At 71.7% G+C, this 17,730-nt stretch carries 15 protein-coding genes and 1 pseudogene; 6 read left to right on the top strand and 10 right to left on the bottom strand.

The features are described from left to right. Window positions 1–4: 4 nt before the first annotated feature. Window positions 5–607, bottom strand: coding sequence for a TetR/AcrR family transcriptional regulator (locus ABGB18_RS31970; protein WP_347699359.1), 603 nt, complete (start codon window positions 605–607; stop codon window positions 5–7). Window positions 608–687: 80 nt separating this feature from the next. Between ABGB18_RS31970 and ABGB18_RS31965 the strand changes: the two genes are divergently transcribed. Then, window positions 688–1,494: a class I SAM-dependent methyltransferase gene (locus ABGB18_RS31965; RefSeq protein WP_347699358.1), complete on the top strand. Its 807-nt coding sequence runs from the start codon at window positions 688–690 to the stop codon at window positions 1,492–1,494. 171 nt (window positions 1,495–1,665) lie between these two features. Here the strand turns inward: ABGB18_RS31965 and ABGB18_RS31960 are convergent, their stop codons facing one another. The 4 genes from ABGB18_RS31960 to ABGB18_RS31945 all read right to left on the bottom strand — a co-directional run bounded on the left by ABGB18_RS31960 (window position 1,666) and on the right by ABGB18_RS31945 (window position 5,197). Continuing rightward, entirely contained in the window at window positions 1,666–2,025 is a 360-nt protein-coding gene (locus ABGB18_RS31960) for a hypothetical protein (protein ID WP_347699357.1), read from the bottom strand. A 63-nt stretch (window positions 2,026–2,088) separates the two neighbouring features. Beyond that, window positions 2,089–2,463 (bottom strand): hypothetical protein, encoded by a 375-nt coding sequence (locus ABGB18_RS31955; RefSeq protein WP_347699356.1) that lies wholly within the window; start codon window positions 2,461–2,463, stop codon window positions 2,089–2,091. Window positions 2,464–2,779: 316 nt separating this feature from the next. Beyond that, window positions 2,780–3,490, bottom strand: coding sequence for a methyltransferase domain-containing protein (locus tag ABGB18_RS31950; protein WP_347699355.1), 711 nt, complete (start codon window positions 3,488–3,490; stop codon window positions 2,780–2,782). 39 nt (window positions 3,491–3,529) lie between these two features. Beyond that, on the bottom strand, window positions 3,530–5,197 hold the full coding sequence (locus tag ABGB18_RS31945; protein WP_347699354.1) for an FAD-dependent monooxygenase: 1,668 nt from the start codon (window positions 5,195–5,197) through the stop codon (window positions 3,530–3,532). A gap of 494 nt (window positions 5,198–5,691) precedes the next feature. On the opposite strand from ABGB18_RS31945, the gene ABGB18_RS31940 reads away from it, so the two are divergent. Next, window positions 5,692–6,492, top strand: coding sequence for an SAM-dependent methyltransferase (locus ABGB18_RS31940; protein WP_347699353.1), 801 nt, complete (start codon window positions 5,692–5,694; stop codon window positions 6,490–6,492). On the opposite strand, the gene ABGB18_RS31935 is transcribed toward ABGB18_RS31940, so the two are convergent. The 5 genes and pseudogenes from ABGB18_RS31935 to ABGB18_RS31915 all read right to left on the bottom strand — a co-directional run bounded on the left by ABGB18_RS31935 (window position 6,493) and on the right by ABGB18_RS31915 (window position 12,657). After that, the gene (locus tag ABGB18_RS31935) at window positions 6,493–7,773 is read right to left on the bottom strand and encodes a S41 family peptidase (protein WP_347699352.1); all 1,281 of its coding nucleotides are present in this window, start codon (window positions 7,771–7,773) and stop codon (window positions 6,493–6,495) included. It abuts the gene before it with no gap. Beyond that, the gene (locus ABGB18_RS31930) at window positions 7,770–9,749 is read right to left on the bottom strand and encodes an ABC transporter ATP-binding protein (protein WP_347699351.1); all 1,980 of its coding nucleotides are present in this window, start codon (window positions 9,747–9,749) and stop codon (window positions 7,770–7,772) included. Before ABGB18_RS31930 ends, ABGB18_RS31935 begins: the two co-directional genes overlap by 4 nt. A gap of 125 nt (window positions 9,750–9,874) precedes the next feature. Beyond that, window positions 9,875–10,048 (bottom strand): annotated as a pseudogene (locus ABGB18_RS31925) (flavodoxin); the annotation flags it as partial. 122 nt (window positions 10,049–10,170) lie between these two features. Further along, window positions 10,171–11,385 (bottom strand): MFS transporter, encoded by a 1,215-nt coding sequence (locus tag ABGB18_RS31920; RefSeq protein WP_347699350.1) that lies wholly within the window; start codon window positions 11,383–11,385, stop codon window positions 10,171–10,173. Window positions 11,386–11,436: 51 nt separating this feature from the next. Further along, window positions 11,437–12,657: an MFS transporter gene (locus ABGB18_RS31915; RefSeq protein WP_347699349.1), complete on the bottom strand. Its 1,221-nt coding sequence runs from the start codon at window positions 12,655–12,657 to the stop codon at window positions 11,437–11,439. Between the two features lie 80 nt (window positions 12,658–12,737). On the opposite strand from ABGB18_RS31915, the gene ABGB18_RS31910 reads away from it, so the two are divergent. The 4 genes from ABGB18_RS31910 (at window position 12,738) to ABGB18_RS31895 (ending at window position 17,651) form a co-directional block, all read left to right on the top strand. Next, entirely contained in the window at window positions 12,738–13,622 is an 885-nt protein-coding gene (locus tag ABGB18_RS31910; RefSeq protein ID WP_347699348.1) for a LysR family transcriptional regulator, read from the top strand. Window positions 13,623–13,840: 218 nt separating this feature from the next. After that, window positions 13,841–14,464: a TetR family transcriptional regulator gene (locus tag ABGB18_RS31905; RefSeq protein WP_347699347.1), complete on the top strand. Its 624-nt coding sequence runs from the start codon at window positions 13,841–13,843 to the stop codon at window positions 14,462–14,464. Continuing rightward, a complete protein-coding gene (locus tag ABGB18_RS31900) occupies window positions 14,461–15,954 on the top strand; it encodes an FAD-dependent monooxygenase (protein ID WP_347699346.1) in 1,494 nt (497 codons plus the stop codon). Before ABGB18_RS31905 ends, ABGB18_RS31900 begins: the two co-directional genes overlap by 4 nt. Before the next feature lie 590 nt (window positions 15,955–16,544). Further along, the gene (locus ABGB18_RS31895) at window positions 16,545–17,651 is read left to right on the top strand and encodes an FAD-dependent oxidoreductase (RefSeq protein ID WP_347699345.1); all 1,107 of its coding nucleotides are present in this window, start codon (window positions 16,545–16,547) and stop codon (window positions 17,649–17,651) included. Window positions 17,652–17,730: the final 79 nt, after the last annotated feature.

Here is a 17,730-nt window from a genome sequence, read left to right as displayed (position 1 = left end):
TCGCTCACAGCAGGCGTCGTTGCACGACGTCGGCGATGACCGCGTTCACCAGCTTGTCCACCGCCTCGGGCGATGGCGGGCCCGCCTCCCGGTCGGCGAACAGCATGTGCGCGCCCCCGATCAGGGAGAGCGCGAGCGCGTCCACGTCGGCGTCCGCCGCGATGCGCCCCATCTCGCACTCATCCCTCAGGTAATCGGTGATCACGCCCGCGGCCTGCGTCAGGACGGGGATGCCGGGCCCGGGGCGCGCCCGGCGCAGCCGGGCGCGCAACTCGTCGCGGAAGATGATGAGGCTGACGATCGACACGGCGACCGGGTCGAACAGGTGGATCAGCGCCGTGGTGAGGTTGCCGGCCACGGTGCCGGTCCCGGCGGAGACGCGCAGGTCGGCGGCGGCGCCGTCGAGCCGGGTGATGCGCTCCCGCACCAGCTCGACGAGGAAGGCGTCGAAGTCCTCGAAGTGCCGGTGCAGCACTCCCTTGGCGACGCCCGCCTCCTCGGTGACGGCCCGGCTGGTCAGGCCGTTCGCCCCGCCCCGGAACAGGACGCGCTCGGCGGCGTCGAACAACTGCTGCCGCACGTCCCGGAGGGCCACTCCCGTCGGCATCGCCCGTTCTCCCCTTCGTAGATCCAGCGCGAAACGCTGGGACGGTTGTCGAGTGGGCGCGTGCCCACTATGGTGGGCGCATGCCCACCATATCGCAGGAGCAACCGAACGAGCCTCATAAGGCCAGGCAGATGGCCGAATCGTTCGGAGTCGACGCCGAACGCTACGACCGGGCCCGGCCCGGCTATCCCGATGCCCTGGTCCGGCGGATCATCGCCGCCAGCCCGGGCCCCGACCTGGTCGACGTCGGTTGCGGCACGGGGATCGAAGCCCGGCAGTTCCTCGCGGCCGGCTGCAGGGTGCTGGGGGTGGAGCCGGACGCGCGGATGGCCGAGTTCGCCCGCCGTACCGGGGTCGAGGTCGAGGTGGCGACGTTCGAGGACTGGGACGACGCCGGGCGCAGGTTCGACGCGGTCGTCGCCGGGCAGTCCTGGCACTGGGTGGACCCGGTCGCGGGCGCGGCCAAGGCCGCGCGGGTGCTGCGTCCCGGCGGCCTGTTCGCGGCGTTCGCCCACGCGTACGATCCGCCGCCGCCGATCGCGGAGGCGTTCGCCGCCGCGATGCGCCGGGCGGTGCCCGACTCGCCGTTCCCCGACGGCCCGCCGAGACCGGCCCAGGAGATCTACCAGCAGATGTTCGCCAAGTTCGCGGACGGCATCCGGCAGGCCGCCCTGTTCGGCGAGCCGGAGCAGTGGCGATTCGGCTGGGAGCGCCACTACACCCGCGAGGAATGGCTCGACCTGCTGCCCACCACCGGCGGGCTCACCCGCCTCCCGCCGGACGGGCTGGCCGAGATCCTGGAGGCCGTCGGTGCCGCCATCGACACGACCGAAGGCTTCACCATGTCCTACACGACGATGGCGGTCACCGCGTCACCGAAGCTCTGAGGCCTCCCCAGGGCCACGCCGCCGCCGGGGGATGCTTCGAAGAAAGCGCCCGCTGCGGGCAAACCTTTGACGGTGGTCGGGTCGGGAGCCTGGGGAGCGGACCTCTGACGGGCAGCCTTCACGCCCGAACCAGGCCGGGGCCTGGTTCGGGCCGGTCGGGGCCCGAGGTCGCTAGCGCAGCCACCGCAGAGCCGCGTCGGCGCAGTCCTCGGGGCTGCTGTTGAAGGCGATGGCCGCGTCCGGCGCGTGCTGCCGCACCAGGTTGACCACCCTCTCGAACAACTCCAGCAACGGCTCGTGCTTGCGGATGCCGCCCCCGATCACCACGCAGGCGTAGTCCTCGCGGGTCAGCGCCTCGACGATCGCCCCTTCGGGGTTCTCGTCGAGCGCCACCTGACACCAGTGGGCCTCGATACCGTGATCGTCGAAACGGGCCTGACCGCGTGCTATCGCCGCCTGGACCGGCTCCGGGTCCCAGCCCTGGATCTTGCCGGGATCGAGACCGACCACCAGCACTCGTGCCTTCGTCACGTGTCCTCCCTCTCCGGAACGTTGCCACGCCTCATACGGTGCGCCTCGGACCGCGCTTGCGCTTCAGACGGCGCGCTTGTCCTCAACGTGGATGACGGTCAGATCATGCCCGTCCTGATCGCGCTTGCCGCGGCCGTAGAGGCCGACCACGAAGTCCTCCTCGTTGTCCACCTCGCTGGGATCGACGTAGGTGAGAATGTCGGGGTGATGCCCGGTCACCGCCCAGCCGGGTGCGTCGTCCAGGTCGATGATGTCGAAGTCCCCCGCCGGCGTGCCTCCGACAACGGGACCGTACTCCCGCAGGAGCGTGGTCGCCTGCTGGGCGAGCTCGCCGGCCGGCTCCATGAGGATCACGCAGGTTCCCTGCTCGAACAGCACCCAGGACTTGGCGGGGTCCAGCAGGCGACGCCAGGTCTCGATCATGGACGTTTGATTCATGCGCGGCAGCGTAGTGGTCGCCAGGACCGGTCCTGAACCGGTTTCCCGATCGCCAGGCGGTGGGTTTTGATCTGCGTACCGGTTGGTTCCCGATACTCTGCCGGTCGTGCGCTGGCCGAACACGTCCCGAGGGTCATGGCTCGCCGTTTCGGCTGTCGTCGCCGCGGCCGCGGTCGCGGCGGTCGTACGCGTGCGACGCCGCCCGAGCGAGGGGCGGCCGGTCCGCCAGGACGAGGCGGTCACCGGCACGGAGCCGCGTGCCCGGCCCGAGCCGCGGCGGCCGTCGGCGCCGGTGCTCAGCCGGCTCGGTCGCCGGTCAGGATTTGCGGGCGAGGACGAGTCGGCAGCGCGGGCTGCCGTCCTCGCGCCGGCCCAGGGCCGTCAAGGGGACCGTCGTCACGGTGAATCCGGCGGCTGACAGGTCCGCGCGGACCGCGTGCAGCGGGCAGGTGCCGTAGTACATGACGAACGGCGGGCGCCACACGGCGTTCCGCACCCGCATGGCCAGGTCGAATCCGAGCATCGCCCAGTAACGGCCCGACGTGACCGGCGCGGGCGCGCCGATCGGGAAGGCGAAGAGCCCGTCAGGCCGTAACGCGCGGTGCACCCCGGCGAAGAGCGCGGGCCGTTCGGCGGGCAGGAAGTGCCCGAGCGCTCCGAAGGTGACCGCGAGGTCGAAGGACCCGTCGAAGGGCAGGTCCCGGACGTCGGCCCGCACCCACCCGGCGTCCGGGTGCGCTCGACGCGCCCGCGCCAGCATGCCGGCGCTGAAGTCGACGCCCGTGACCCGTCCTCGGCACAGGGGCTGGAGGATCCGCGCGCCCGCGCCGGTGCCGCAGCACACGTCCAGCCCCCGCCCGAACGGCCCGAGCGGGCGCAGAGCGTCGGCGGTCGCGTCGAGAACGAGATCCGGGGTGCGGAAAGGCGTGTGGTCGAACTTCGGCGCGAGCAGGTCGTAGCCGCGCTCGACCGAGGACAGCGCCTGGACCACCAGCTCGCGCATCGACGGGCCTTTGGGGGAGAACATCCGCCAAGGGTACTTTCCCCGCCGGCGTGATCGGGGGAGTCAAACGGCCACGGGCGCACCCGGCAGCCGGAAGGCGAGATCCGCGAGGAGCGCGTCGGCGTCGACCGGGGTGCCGCGATAGCCGATCTGCAGGTCCGGCCGGATCACGAACGCGGCGGCACGGTCGAGGCCGTAGCGGGTGTGCGCGGAGCGGTCCGGGTCCTCGACGAGCGCCGGGTGGCCGGCGGCGCGCTCGGTGCCGATCACGTACGCGCTCACCAGGCCAGGGTATGCCCGCGTGACCCGCTCGGCGACTCGGCACAGCTCCGCGGCCGGCCCGCCCGGCCCGGCGAACAGCAGCACCGTGTGGTGAGTCCCGTGGAGGAGGTCGTGCAGGTGCCCGGGCTCGCCGCCGATGACCACCTCGGCCTGCCGGGCCCGGTCGCCGGGGGCCGGCGCGTCCTTCCACCCCGAACCGTCCGCCCGGTTGAGCGGGCTCGCCGGGTACGCGGTGCGCAACTGCGCCAGCCAGCCGACGAACCAGGTGCGGAACGAGTCGCGGGTGAGCACCCGCGAGGCGATCTGCGGGGCGAGATGCGCGCGCAGGAACCTGGCCGCGGAAGCCTGCCCGGAGATCACCGAGAACATGCGGTCGGTGGTGGTCATCAGCCGCTTGCCGATCGGATGGCGCTCGGCGTGATAGCTGTCCAGCAGACGCTCCTCGGCGAGGCCGCGCACCACCAGGGCGAGCTTCCAGGCGAGGTTGTAGGCGTCCTGGATGCCGGTGTTCATGCCCTGGGCCCCGGCCGGGCTGTGCACGTGGGCGGCGTCGCCGGCCAGGAAGACCCGGCCGTCGCGGTATCGCGGCGCGACCCGCCGGTGCAGCCGGTAGCGGCTCACCCAGTGCTCCTTGACGACGGTGGCGGGCACCGGGAGCCGCTCGTCCAGCATCGCCTGGAACTCCTCGTGGGTCGGCTCGCTGTACTCCGCGCCGGAGCCGCCGGACACGTTGCCGAAGATCCGGAAGCGGTGTTCGCCCGGCATCGCGAACGCCCCGACGAACCCGCTGCGGGCGGGAAAGGCGTAGATGTCGCCGTCCGGAAACTCCCAGTCGAGCTCGGCGTCGGCCATGATGAACTCGTCGGGATAGGTGGCTCCCTCGAACGGGATCCCGGCCGCCTGGCGGACCGTGCTGTGCGCGCCGTCGCAGCCGATGAGCCAGCGGCACCGGATCTTGTCCGTCGCGCCGTCGGGGCCGCGTACGGACACGGTGACGTGCTCCTCGTCCGCGCTGAGATCCGTCACCGCCAGCCCTCGTTCGACGTGCACGCCGCGCTCGGCGAGCTTCTTGGTGAGGATCCGCTCGGTGTCGTCCTGGGAGAGCGTGTAGAGGGTCTGGTATCTGGTGTAGGTCACCGGGTCGTTGAGCAGGTCGTGGAGCTGCATCCGGACGCTCTTGCCGCCGCCGAACATGATGTTGAGGCCGGCCGCCTCGTTGCCGATCGCGAGGGCGTCGTCGATGACGCCCATGTCCTCGAAGACCTCCAGGGAACGCGGCTGGACGACCAGCGCGCGGGAGGTCGTCGCCGGAGCCGGCGCGCGATCGATGATCCGCACCGTGACGCCATGGCGGGCCAGCTCGCCGGCCATGGTCAATCCGCTCGGCCCGGCGCCTACCACGAGCACCGGGGTGTCGATGTCGAGCATGGACGTCTCCTGAAAATTCATCGCTTGATGAAATCAACGGTAACCCAGTCTCAGGAGCCCGACAACCCCGAATCGAACCGGCACCACAACGATCCGGCCCCCACCCCGCCGGCGACCAACGGCTCGGCTGTGTGGAACCCCGGCCGCGCACTGCCGGACGCCGGCGGGCGACGCCGGGTCAGGTGCGGGTGGTCAGTGCGTCGGTGACCGGGAGCCCCGAGGTAGGTGACCTGCGTGGCGAGCCGGCGGCCGGGCGACCTCCGCTGAGGCGGGCGTGGACCGCGCTCCCGCTATCCATTGCCGCCCCACCAGCGCGAACACCCGCTTGGGCGAACCGTGTCACAGGTTTTCCCGCTGGCTCCGCCTGCCTTCGTGCCGGCCCCGGGCGTGGTCGTCCCCCGTCCGGCGCAGGCCGTACGAGATCATCTCGGATCGACATAGATCATCAAATGTCGCTACGCTGACGGTCGGCGGGACAGATGACGTACGAGGAACCGGCGGGCACGGGGTCAGTTGTGGCAGAGACATCGCAGCGGGAGTTCAAGCCGGAAGTCGCGCACAACGCGCGGGTGTGGAACTACTGGCTGGGCGGGAAGGACAATTTCGCGGCCGACCGGGTGGTGGGTGACCGGGTCCGCGACATGTTCCCGGCCATCGTGGACGTGGCCCGGGCCGACCGGGAGTTCCTCGGGCGAGCCGTGCACCACCTGGCCGGCGAGGCCGGCATGTGGCAGTTCCTCGACATCGGGACGGGCCTGCCCACCGCGAACAACACCCACGAGGTCGCCCAGCGGGTCAACCCCCGGGCGCGGATCGTCTACGTGGACAACGACCCCCTGGTGCTCGTACACGCGCGAGCCCTGCTCACCGGCACCGAGGAGGGTGTGACCGCCTACATCGACGCCGACCTGCGCGACCCGGACACCATCCTGCGGGAGGCCGGGCGGACGCTCGACTTCACCCAGCCGGTGGTGATCATGCTGCTGGGCGTCGTCAACTTCATCGACGACACCGAGGAGGCGCTGGGGGTCGTCAGGCGCCTGCTGGACGCGGTGCCGTCGGGCAGTTACCTGGCGCTCACCCACCCCACGATGGACATCGGCGACGGGTCCAACGCCGAGGCGCTGGACTTCTACAACGCCCACGCCACACCGCAGATCACCGCGCGCGGCGAGGAGGAGTTGTCCGGCTTCCTCGAAGGGCTGGAACTGCTCGAACCCGGCCTCACCTCGTGCTCGCTGTGGCGGGCCGAGGAGACGCCGTTCGGCCTGCCCGAGCCCGTGGCACAGTACGGCGTGGTCGCCCGCAAGCCCTGATCACCTGTGTCGCGGGACGAGTCGATGTCCACGGCCCGTAGGGATCAGGACCGGCCGCATGCCGCGGGGCAGAACCTGACCTCGGGCCAGCCGGCCGATCCGCAGGTCCTTGACCGCGGAGCTGAAGTGCTCGCAGACCGAGGCGCAGCCGCGGTCGGTGAGCACCACTAGCGGCAGGCCGAGCAGCTCGACGGTGTCGTCGGTGCGCAGGGTCTCGCACGTGCCGTCCACGGCGCACAGCTGCCCGGTGACCTTGCCGTGGACGAACGCGCTCACCAGCCGGATCACCTCCACCGGGCTGCCGCCGCCGTTGCCGCGCAGGTCCAGCACCACACCGTTGAGCGTCCGGCCGGTACGCAGCCTGGAGACCGCCCTGAGCACCCTGGCCGCGGAGTCGGAAGTGAATCCGGTCATCCGTACGTAGGCGACGTCGTCCCCCAGCAGCTTGGACCGCACCACCTGAAGGGCGGCCAGATCCCGCTGGTAGAGGCCGGGTTCGAGGGTCACGCTCCAGCGGCGGCCGGTGCTCTCCCGCAGGAGCCGCAGCCGGACGGGACGCGCGTCCGGGTATCGCGGGCGGAGGGCGGCGATCGCGGGGGTGGGCCGCCCGTCGATGAAGGGCGCCGATTCGTTGATCGATTCGATGAGGTCGCCGGGACGCAGCCCGGCGGCCCGCGCCGCGCCGCCCTCCACGGTGGTGACGAACAGCGGGGGCAGGGCGGTGCCGGGGCTGTCGTCCGCTTGCCGGCCGCCGACGTTCGTTTCGAGACCGAGGCCGTACTCGTCGCCGTCGTGGTAGCCGGGCGGACGTTCGACGTCATGCGTCCAGCGGGCGTGGTTGTCGCCGAGGGCGGCCACGATCGCCTCCAGGGTGACGACGGCCAGCCTGTCGCGCAGCTCGGGGACCTGATCGGTCGTCTTCCGGTAGGCGGCCTCGAACGCGGCCCAGTCGGCCTTCCGGTCACCGGCCAGCGCCGGCATGGTCGCCGTGGGCACGTCGCGGCCGTCGCGGTTGAGCTCCTGCGTCAGGGCGGCGAATCCGGCGGCCAGCAACGCGCGGGCGTCCAGCGTGGCGCCGCCGTAGTAGTTGCCGAAAATGCAGAAGTACGCCTGCTCGATGACGTCGATCGTGGTGGCCGTCTCGGCGCCGGGGGCGCCCCGGAGCGGGGCGCAGACCGTACCGGCCGTGGTGCCCGTCTGGCCACGCGGCGGCGTCGGCGCACTGCAGGCCGCCGTCAGCAGGAGGGCGAGCCCGGCGGCGGCGATCCTGGCGATGGTCATGACAGGCGCCTCCGGATCCACCAGAAGGAGAACCAGGTGAGGGCGAGGGCGAGCAAGGCGTAGATCCCCGTCTCGATCCACTGGAACGGCCAGAACCGGTCGAGGGGCTGGAAGGTCGCCTGCTGCCGGTAGCCGAGCCGGTTGACCTCGGCCACGCACCCGTCCGCGCTCGGTGGCCCCACCGCCGGTGCGCAGGGTCCCGACGTCGTGGAGACCGGGACGGACCGCGCGATCGTCGACGAGGGCGCCGAGCCTTCCTCGTCGCCGTCGGTCGTACGTCCGGAGGGATCGAGGAGGCCGCTGGACAGCACCCAGGCGCCCGGGTGGCCGGGAACGGCCGACGTCCTCAGGAGGATCTGGATGGATCCGCCACCGTGCCCTCCCCGGTGGAGGCCGTCCACGTTCGCCTGGCCGAGCTCGAAGGTCGCGGTGACCGGGGGCATCAGGTGGGGCCGGACCAGCAGGGGCATGGCGATCTGGATCGCGACGAAGGCGGTCAGGGTGAGGGCCATGGCGGGCAGGGTACGGCGTACGAGCATGCCCACGGTCACGCCGAGGACGAAGGCGAAGGCCGCGTACCCGATCGGGGCGATGCCGCGTGCGCCGAACACCAAGGGGGACATCTGGGCCATCTCCGGAACGGCGGACTTGTCCAGGGGGCCGGACCACCACGTCACCACGAGGCCGCAGACGCCGGTGGCGGCCATGGCCGCCAGGCCGGTGAGCCCGAGCTTGACCGCCAGCCACCGCGTCCTGGTGATGCTCTGGTTCCACACCAGCAGGTGCGTGTCCGCCTCCAGTTCGCGGGTGATCAGCGGCGCTCCCCAGAAGAGCCCGACCAGCGCCGGCAGGAGCAGCACGACCAGGGTGACGGCCGCGAAGGGGATCTCGTACGCGCCGAAGAACCGGTCGAAGAAGTCGTCGCAGGTGCGGTCCTGGGCGCAGCCGGCGGCCCCGGCGGCGTAGTCGGAGGCGAGCCCCGGGCCGGTCAGAGCCAGGGCGGCGGTGAGGACGACGAGCACGGCGGCCGTCATCGAGGCCGAGCCACGGAACTGGCGCCAGGCCAGCCAGGTCATCGTGGCACCTCCAGCGTGGCGCTCAGGAGGCCGGCGGGGCGCCGGTCCATGTAGGCCAGGACGAGGTCCTCCAGGCTGAGCCGGGTGACCGTCCAGGCGGGGTCGAGGATGGGACCGTCGGTGCGGACCACCAGGATGCTCTGCCGTTCGGTGTGCCGGGCGGAGACGACGTGCTGGTCGGCGGGGAGCCGGTCGGGGTCGCGGTGGGGGCCGGTGAGCCGGTGGTGGGGTGGCCAGCAGGTCCTCGGTCTCCCCGGCGAGCTGGATCTGGGAGCCGGCGAGCACGATCAGGTAGTCGCAGACGCGTTCCAGGTCGGAGACGAGGTGGGAGGAGAGCAGCACGCTGAGCTGGTGTTCGGCGGTGGCCTCCATGAGTGCTTGGAGGAATTCGCGGCGGGCGAGGGGGTCGAGGGAGGCGACTGGTTCGTCCAGGATGAGGAGCTCGGGACGTTTGGCGAGGCCGAGGGTGAGGGCGAGTTGGGCGCGCTGGCCGCCGGACAGCTTGCCGGCGCGGTGGGTGGGGGACAGGCCGAGCCGGGTGATGCGGTCGCGGGCTGTGGCGTGGTCCCAGCGGGGGTTGAGGTGCGCGCCCAGCCGGAGGTGTTCGGCGACGGTGAGGTGGGTGTAGATGGGGGTGCTCTGGGCGACGAAGCCGACTCTGGCGAGTTGGGCGGGGGTGGTGCCGGGTGGGTTGCCGAGGACGGTGATGGTGCCCGTGGTGGGGTGGAGGTGGCCGCCGGCGAGTTTCAGCAGGGTGGACTTGCCGGCGCCGTTGGGCCCGACGTGGCCGACGACGTGGCCGACGACGTGGCCGGTGGGGATGTCGATGGTGCAGTCGCGCAGGGCCCAGTGCCGGCCGTATTTCTTGCCCAGGGCCTGGGCCCGTAAGACCGGGGTCACGCCGTGACCTCCTGGTCAGCCGACGGCGACAGGCCGGACTTCACGCGCTTGATCCGCCGATTTCTCCATTTATCTAGCATGGTAGCACTTTAGGGATACACAGATAAGGAATCGGTTAGGAGAAGCTAGCCGATCGTCGCGGCGACCGTGGCGCCGAGCTCCCAGCAGGCCGCCAGATCGTCCTTGCCCGGCGAGCCGATCACCGTCACCGGCTGCTGGACCCGCTCCCAGCCGAGCCCGGTGGCGATCGACTCCACCGCGCGGACCGCGCCGGTCGTGTCGTTGTTGCCGTGCACGTGGGGAGGCCGGCATTGGCAAAAGCCGCTGTAGTCCTCGCAGTACGGCCCTAAGGTCTCGAAGGTCAGGTCGGTGAGCCGGGCCAGGTCATGCCGAACGAACGGGCGAATACGCATGTCCAGAATTATTCGCTGGCGGCCAACGCCTCTTCGCGGACGGCGGGCGAGGTCCGCCGGCGGGTGCCGAGGGTGAGGACCAGCGAAGCCGCCGTCAGCGCCACGCCGAACCAGACGACACTAGTGACCCCCAGATTGTCGACGAACAGCCCGCCGAACAGCGCCCCGAGCGCGATGGAGGTGTTGTAGGCCATGGTGTTCAGTGACATCGCGGCCTCGAAGGTGTCGGGCGCGGCGGCCTGCGTCATGTTGACCTGGCACAACTGGACGACGCCGAAGGAAACTCCCCAGAGAACCAGCGAGACGACCGAGCCGGCCTGCCCATGACCGATCGTGAGCAGCGACAGCAGGGACACCACGAGCCCCACGCAGCCGGCGATGAAGCTGCCCCGCAGATTCTTGTTCACCGTGAATCCGGCGATGAAGTTACCGGCCGCGCCGCCGACGCCATAAACCATCAGCAGCACCGTGATGAACACGGGCGTGGCGGACGCGTTGTCCTCCAGGTACGGGCGTACGAATGTGTAGGCGCCGAAATGGCCGAGCACGAAGAGCACGACGGTGATGAGCACCAGCCGCAGCGGCACGTTCCTCAGCGGAAGCCCGAAGACCTCCCGCACCGAAACCGCGTTCGCCGACGGCAGCGAGGGAATGATGGTGACGACCGCGAGGAACACCAGCGCACTGAGCCCGGCCCAGATGAGGAACGTGGTTCGCCAGTCGGTGAGGTTTTCGACGACTGTTCCCAGCGGGATACCCACGACCGCGGCGATCGAGATGCCGGACATGACGACCGCGGCCGCCCTGCTCGCGTGGCGCTGCGGGACGAGGCGCATCGACATGGCCACGCCGATGCCCCAGAACACCCCGCTGGCGAATCCCATGACGAGCCGCGTCGTCAGGACCAGCGGGTAGTTCGGCGAGACGGCGGTGATGACGTTTCCCAGGGTCAATATCGCGAGCAGCGTGGAGAGCAGGACGCGCCGGTTGACGCGCCTGCTCCACGCCACGATGAACGGTACGCCGAGCCCGGCTGACACGCCGTAGAGCGTGACCATCAGCCCGGCGACGCCCACCGATATACCGAGGCTCGTGCTCACCGGGGTGAGCAGGCCGACCGGCATCAATTCGGTGGTGAGGAAGACGAACAGACTGGCCGTGATCGCTGAAACACCCAGCCATGATCTCAAGGTCGAGTGCGGGTGTTTGTCGTTGGTGGCCATTTTCTTCTTTCTGATTGTTCTGGTTTGCAGGCTTGCGGGCGAACGAATGGACTACGGCCGGCGCTTCTTCGCCCGGCCGCGCTCCAGCACCCACAGCACGAAGGAGGCGGCGGACAGCGTGCCCCCGAGCAGGCTCACCCCGGTCCAACCGGCGCCGGTCCAGGCCACGGAGGTGAGCAGCGATCCGGCGGAGCCACCGAGGAAGAACGCGGTCATGAGCGCGGAGTTGAGTCGGTTGCGGCTTTCCGGGCGGAGTGCGTAAATCACGTTCTGGTTGGCGTTCATCAGCGCCACCTGGGCCATGTTGAACAGCAGGACCCCGGCGAAGAGGAAGCCCAGAGAGCTCGCGCCGGCACCGATCAGGGGCCAGGCGAGCGCCAGGGCCGCGGCGCTGGCCCCGCTGACCTTCTGCACCCATCCGCGGTCGGCCAGCCGGCCGGCCATCGGTGTGATGATCACCCCGACGACCCCCACCAGGCCGAACATGCCGATGGCCGCCTCGCCCCAGCCGTACGACGGCCCGGCCAGCAGGAAGGTCATCGCCGTCCACAGCACGCTGAACGCGGCGAAGGACAGTCCGCCGATCGCGGCCCGCCACCGCAGCAGCGGCTCGAGGCGGAACATCCCGAGCGTCGACCGCAGCAGCCCCGGATAGGACAGCCCGACGGGGGTGTGCAGGCGGGGGAGGAAGCGCCACAGCAGGACGGCGACGACCGCCACGAGGATCGCGTTCAGCCAGTAGATCGTCCGCCAGTCCCCGAGCGCGGAAAGCATTCCCGAGGCCGTGCGGGCTAACAAGCCGCCGAGCAGCAGGCCCGCCATGACGATCCCCACGACGCGCCCGCGCTCGCCGGGGGCCGCGAGTGTGGCGGCGTACGGGACCACGACCTGCGCGGCCACCGAGGTGAGCGCGGTCAGCGCGGTGCCGATCAGCAGCACGGAACCGTTCGGCGCGAAGGCGGAGATGAGGTGGAACACGGAGGTTCCGGCGAAGAGCAGGGCCGCGAGGCGGCGGCGCTCGATCAGGTCGCCCAGCGGAACCAGGAGGATCAGCCCCAGGGCGTACCCGGCCTGGGCGGCGGTGACGATCGTGGCGGCCATGGTGGTGCTCAGCCCCAGGTCCCGCCCGATCACGTCGAGCAGGGGCTGAGCGAAGTAGTTGCCGGCGACGGAGAGTCCGGTGGCAACCGACATGAGCAGCAGAAGCCCACGGTTCAGCCGCGGCTGGGCGGCGGTGACGATGGGCGCGCGGGTCAGGGTTTGCGTTGTCATGGTTCAAGGGTGCGCGAGCACCCATCAATGAGTCCAACACATACTTTTCATAGCGATCAATCGTGATGCACGATGGTTGTATGGAGCTGCAGCAGTTGAGGTATGTCATCGCGGTCGCGGAGACCATGAACTTCACCCGGGCGGCCGAGAGCTGCCGGGTGGTGCAGTCGGCGCTGAGCCACCAGATCGCCGGTCTGGAGCGGGAGCTGGGCGCCCGGTTGTTCGAGCGCACCAGCCGCCGCGTGCGGCTGACGCCGGCGGGGGAGGCGTTCCTGCCCGCGGCCCGGCAGTGCCTGGAGGCCGCGGACCGGGCGCGGGCCGAGGTCGCGGCCGCCGGCGGGGAGATCCGCGGGCGGCTCGCCGTCGGCGCCATCCCCACGGTGGCGGCCGTCAACCTGCCGGTCGCCCTGCGGGACTACCGGCGGCGCCATCCGCAGGTGCACATCACGCTCACCTCGGAGGGCAGCGAGGCCCTGATCGAGCGGGTCCGGCAGGGCGGTGTCGACGTCGCGTTCCTCGGCCTGCCGCCCCGCATGGAGCCGAAGGGCGTGCAGAGCCGCCGGCTCGGCGGAGGCGACCTGGTCGCCGTGGTCGCGCCGGACTACCACCGGACGGAGCGCGAGGTTGACCTGCGCAGCCTGGCGGACGAACCGTTCATCGACTTCCGCTCCGGCGCGGCCGGGCGCGCACAGTCCGACGAGGCCTTCGCGGCCGCGGGGGTGCGGCGTGAGGTGCCCTTCGAGGTGACGTCCGCGGACTTCATGGTCGACCTGGTACGGCAGGGCCTCGGTGTGGGCATGCTCCCGGCCGCGTACGTGCCGCGCTTCTCCGACCTGCGCATCATCCGCATTCGCGACGCACCCACGCGGATGGAGTATCTGATCTGGGGCAACCGCCCGTCCCCGGCGGCCACGGTCTTCCTGGAGCTGCTCACCACTGAACACGTGAACAGCGCGTCCGTCTGAAGGATGCCGGCGGACCCGACAGCGGCGCCGACACGGATGGAAGGGTGCTCGTCTTCCTGGCCGGCTTGACCGGTCCAGGTGCCGAAGGGGCCGTGCAGGCCGGCCTCGTCGGCACCGATTCACCGGCCGGCTCGTGAAGGGGCTCGGCGAGGTCGGCACGGATCTTGCCTAGTCGGCAAATTTGCTTACTAGGCAAGATATGGCTAGGGTAAGGCCCCGTGAGCGGGCTGAGGGAACGCAAGAAGCAGGCCACGCGCGAGGCACTGATGAGTGCGGCGCTCCGGCTGACGCTGGAGCGCGGGCTGGCGAACGTCCGCAACGAGGACATCGCGGCCGAGGCCGGGGTGTCACCCCGTACGTTCAGCAACTACTTCTCCAGCAAGTACGAAGCGCTCGCCGCACGGCACACCGACCGCGCCGCGCACCAGGCGGCGGCCCTGCGCGCCCGGCCCCCGGGCGAGCCGCTGTGGCAGGCGCTGACCGAGGCGACGGTCCAGGCGTGGGAGCTGCACACCGGGCCCGAGGCCCGCGCCCCCGAGCAGGACCGGCTGGCCGCCACCCGGCTGCTGGTCGACGAGCCCGGCCTGCAGGCCGAGGCGCTGAAGCTGGCCCAGTCCTCCCAGCGTGAGCTCGCGGTCGCGGTGGCCGAGCGCACCGGCACCGATGCCGGCCGTGACCTCTACCCCCACCTGGTGGCCGGCACCGTGACCACCGCCGTGCAGGTGGCCGTGGGGCACTGGCTCTACGCCGACCCGCCCATCCCGCTCGTACCGCTGCTGCGCGACGCGTTGCGTCGCCTGGCGGCGGGACTGCCCGACCCCTCAACGCAAGGAGACACGTGAGCGCGGACATCGTCATCGTCGGCGGCGGCCCCAACGGGCTGATGCTGGCCTGCGAGCTCGGCCTGGCCGGCCTCCGGCCGCTGGTCATCGAACGCCTGCCCCGCCGCAGCGGACAGCCCAAGGCCAACGCCATCGTGGGCGACGTCGTCCGCCTGCTGCACCGCCGCGGGCTGGGCACCGGCCGGCCCGACCCGGCGCGCGCCTTCATGTTCGGCGCGCTGCCGCTCGATCTGGCCGGTCTCGGCGACAACCCCTTGACCGGCATGCAGATCAAGCAGGCGGAGCTGGAAGAGCAACTGGAGCGCCGGGCGATCGAGACGGGCGCGCTGGTCCGGCGCGGGCACGAGCTGACCGGCCTCACCCAGGACGCCGAGGGCGTCACGCTCTCCCTGACCGGCCCCGACGGCCCCTACGAGCTGCGCACCCGCTACCTGGTCGGCTGCGACGGCGCGCACAGCGCGGTCAGGAAGCTCGCGGGCATCGAGTTCCCCGGAGTCAACCAGAGCGACGTGGTCAGCCGCGCCGCCGAGGTCACGGTGCCAGGCGCGACTCTGCGGCCCGAGCGTGCCGAGCTGGAGGTGCCGGGGATCGGCACGTTCGGGCTGTACGCCTGGTATCGGACCGAGCGCGGCGCGTACGCCATGCTGCCCACCGGACCGGGCGTCCTGGCCGTGAGCTCGATGGAGTGGGGCGACACGGCTCCCGGCGGGGGCGACACAGCGCCCGGCGACGAGGTGCCGATGACCATCGACGAGCTGCGCGCCAGCCTGGCCCGCGTGGCCGGCGCCGACCTGCCCCTGGCCGCCCCCGCCGGCGACGGCCCGCGCCTGCTGCGCCGCCTCAACGGCCGCAACACCCGGGTGGCCGACCGCTACCGGGCGGGCAGGGTGTTCCTGGCCGGGGACGCCGCCCACGTCCACTCGGCCATGGGAGCCCCCGGGCTCAACCTGGGCCTGCACGACGCCGCGAACCTCGCCTGGAAGCTGGCGGCGGCCGTGCGCGGCCAGGCCCCGCCCGGGCTGCTCGACACCTACGAGGCCGAGCGCCGCCCCGCCGCCCTGCGCGTCGCGATGCACTCCAAGGCCCAGCTCGCCCTGACCGCACCGGGACCGGAGATCACCGCGCTGCGCGAGCTGTTCGGCGAGCTGCTGACCGAGGAGGCCAACCGCCGCCGCCTCGCCGCCCTCCTGGCCGGCGCCGACCTGCCCTACCCGACGACCGCCCCGCCGCACCCGCTCGTCGGCCGCTTCCTCGCCGACCTGCCCGACCCGCTCCAGGAGCCCTCCGACGGCGCCCGGCCGCTGCTGCTCGACCCCACCGGCAGCCTCCGCGTCAGGCATTCCCACGTGGACGTGGTCCAGGTGAAGGCACCCGAGACGGTGCTGGTGCGCCCCGACGGCTACGTGGCCTGGGCGGGCACCCCCGACGAGACCCTGGACGAGGCGTTGCGGACCTGGTTCGGCGACAGCCTCGCCGGGGCGGTTTCGTAGCAGCGACTCCTATCCGGAGTACGACTTCGAGCCGCGTGGTGCGCACGCGCCTGCTGACGCGTCACGGTTCGCTCAGACGGCCCCTGGAGCCGTAGCGGGCGCTGAGACGCTCATGGTGGGCGTCGACACGGTGACCCTCGCCGACAGCGCTCGGCGCGAGCGGCGGGGCCAGACCACGGAACAGGCTTGTGTGGGCCGGGGCCCGGCCGGAATCGCCATCAGCGCAGGTCACATCGGACGCCCGGCCGCCAGGGGTGGATCCGTGGTCCAGACGCACTCACGACCACCGCCCGGTGAGGGCGCGAGTCGATCAGGTTCCCGGGGCCAGGTAGGTGATCGAGAACACCGGGAAGGAGATGATCAGAGGGACGATCACGAGACGGAGGAGGCGACGGGTCGGGAACGCCACCGGCGAGTGGAGGGTTCATGCGGTTCCTTGCGGGTCATCGCGGAGGCCCGGCCGAACCTCGGCCCGCGGCCGTGAAACCGTGGACCGGCTCCAGCACCGGCACGTCGTCCCCGCCCGTCACACCCCCTGCTCGGACAACCTGCCGCGTGCCCCCCGGGGGGCGCGGCGCAGAAAGGACACCGTGCCCCAGCACCGAGTCATCGTTATCGGCGGCGGCATCGCGGGAGCCGCCGCGGCCTTCGCCCTGGCCCGCCGCGGCTCGGCCGTGACGCTCGTCGACTCCGCACGCGAGGGACAGGCCACGGCGGCCAGCGCGGGCATCATCTCGCCCTGGGCGACCACCGTCGAAGGCCCCTTCTACGACCTGTACGCCGCCGGCGCCGCCTACTACCCGGCGCTGATCGAGCTGCTCGGTGAGGCGGGCGTGACCCGTACCGACTACCGCCGCAACGGCGCCCTCCTGGTGAGCGCGGACGAAGCGGAACTGCGCGAGGCGCAGGAGCGGGTCGAAAGGCGCGCCCGCACCGCCGGGAGCGTCGTGGGCGAGATCCAGCGGGTGGGCAACGCCGACGTCCGCGCCCTGTTCCCCGCGCTCGCACCCGACCTGGAAGGGGTCTTCATCTCCGGCGGCGGCCGGGTCGACGGCCGCACGCTGTGCGCCGCGCTGCTGGCCGGCGCGGCGCACCACGGCGCGCTCACCGTGTCCGGCCCCGCCCGGCTCCGGGTGCGGTCCGGCGGTGTGCCGCTGGTCGAGGCGGGCGGACAGAGCCTGGAGGCCGATGAGGTGGTGGTGGCGGCCGGTGCCTGGGTGAACGAGGTGCTCGGGCCGCTCGGCCTGCGGCTCGCCGTCGCGCCGCAGCGCGGGCAGATCACCCACCTCCGGCTCGCCGGTGCCGACACCACCGCGTGGCCGTCGGTGCACCCGCTGTCCCACCACTACCTGGTCGCGTTCGACGACGCGCGGGTGGTGGTCGGGGCGACACGCGAGACGGGCAGCGGGTTCGACCCGCGGGTGACGGCCGGGGGACAGTGGCAGGTGCTCGGCGACGCGCTCAGGATCGCGCCCGGGCTGGCCGGCGCGACCCTCATCGAGACCCGGGTCGGCCTGCGGCCACTGCCCGACGGCAACCTGCCCGTGGTCGGCCACGTGCCGTCGGTGAAGGGACTCCACGTGATCAGCGGTTTCGGCGCGGCGGGCCTGACCATGGCCCCCTTCACCGGTGACGCGCTGGCCCGATCGATCCTGGACGGCCGCACCCCACCGGAGCTCGCCCCCTTCACCCCCTGATCCTCGCCCTGACGCTGGGCTGATCATGGCGCTGGCTTGGCACGCCGCCGGGCACGTGCACCTGTGAAAGCGCCACCTC

This window comes from Nonomuraea sp. B12E4 (assembly GCF_039871825.1).
GTDB lineage: Bacteria > Actinomycetota > Actinomycetes > Streptosporangiales > Streptosporangiaceae > Nonomuraea.
Note: the sequence above shows the minus strand (reverse complement) of the source record. Positions and strands in the feature narration are given on the sequence as shown.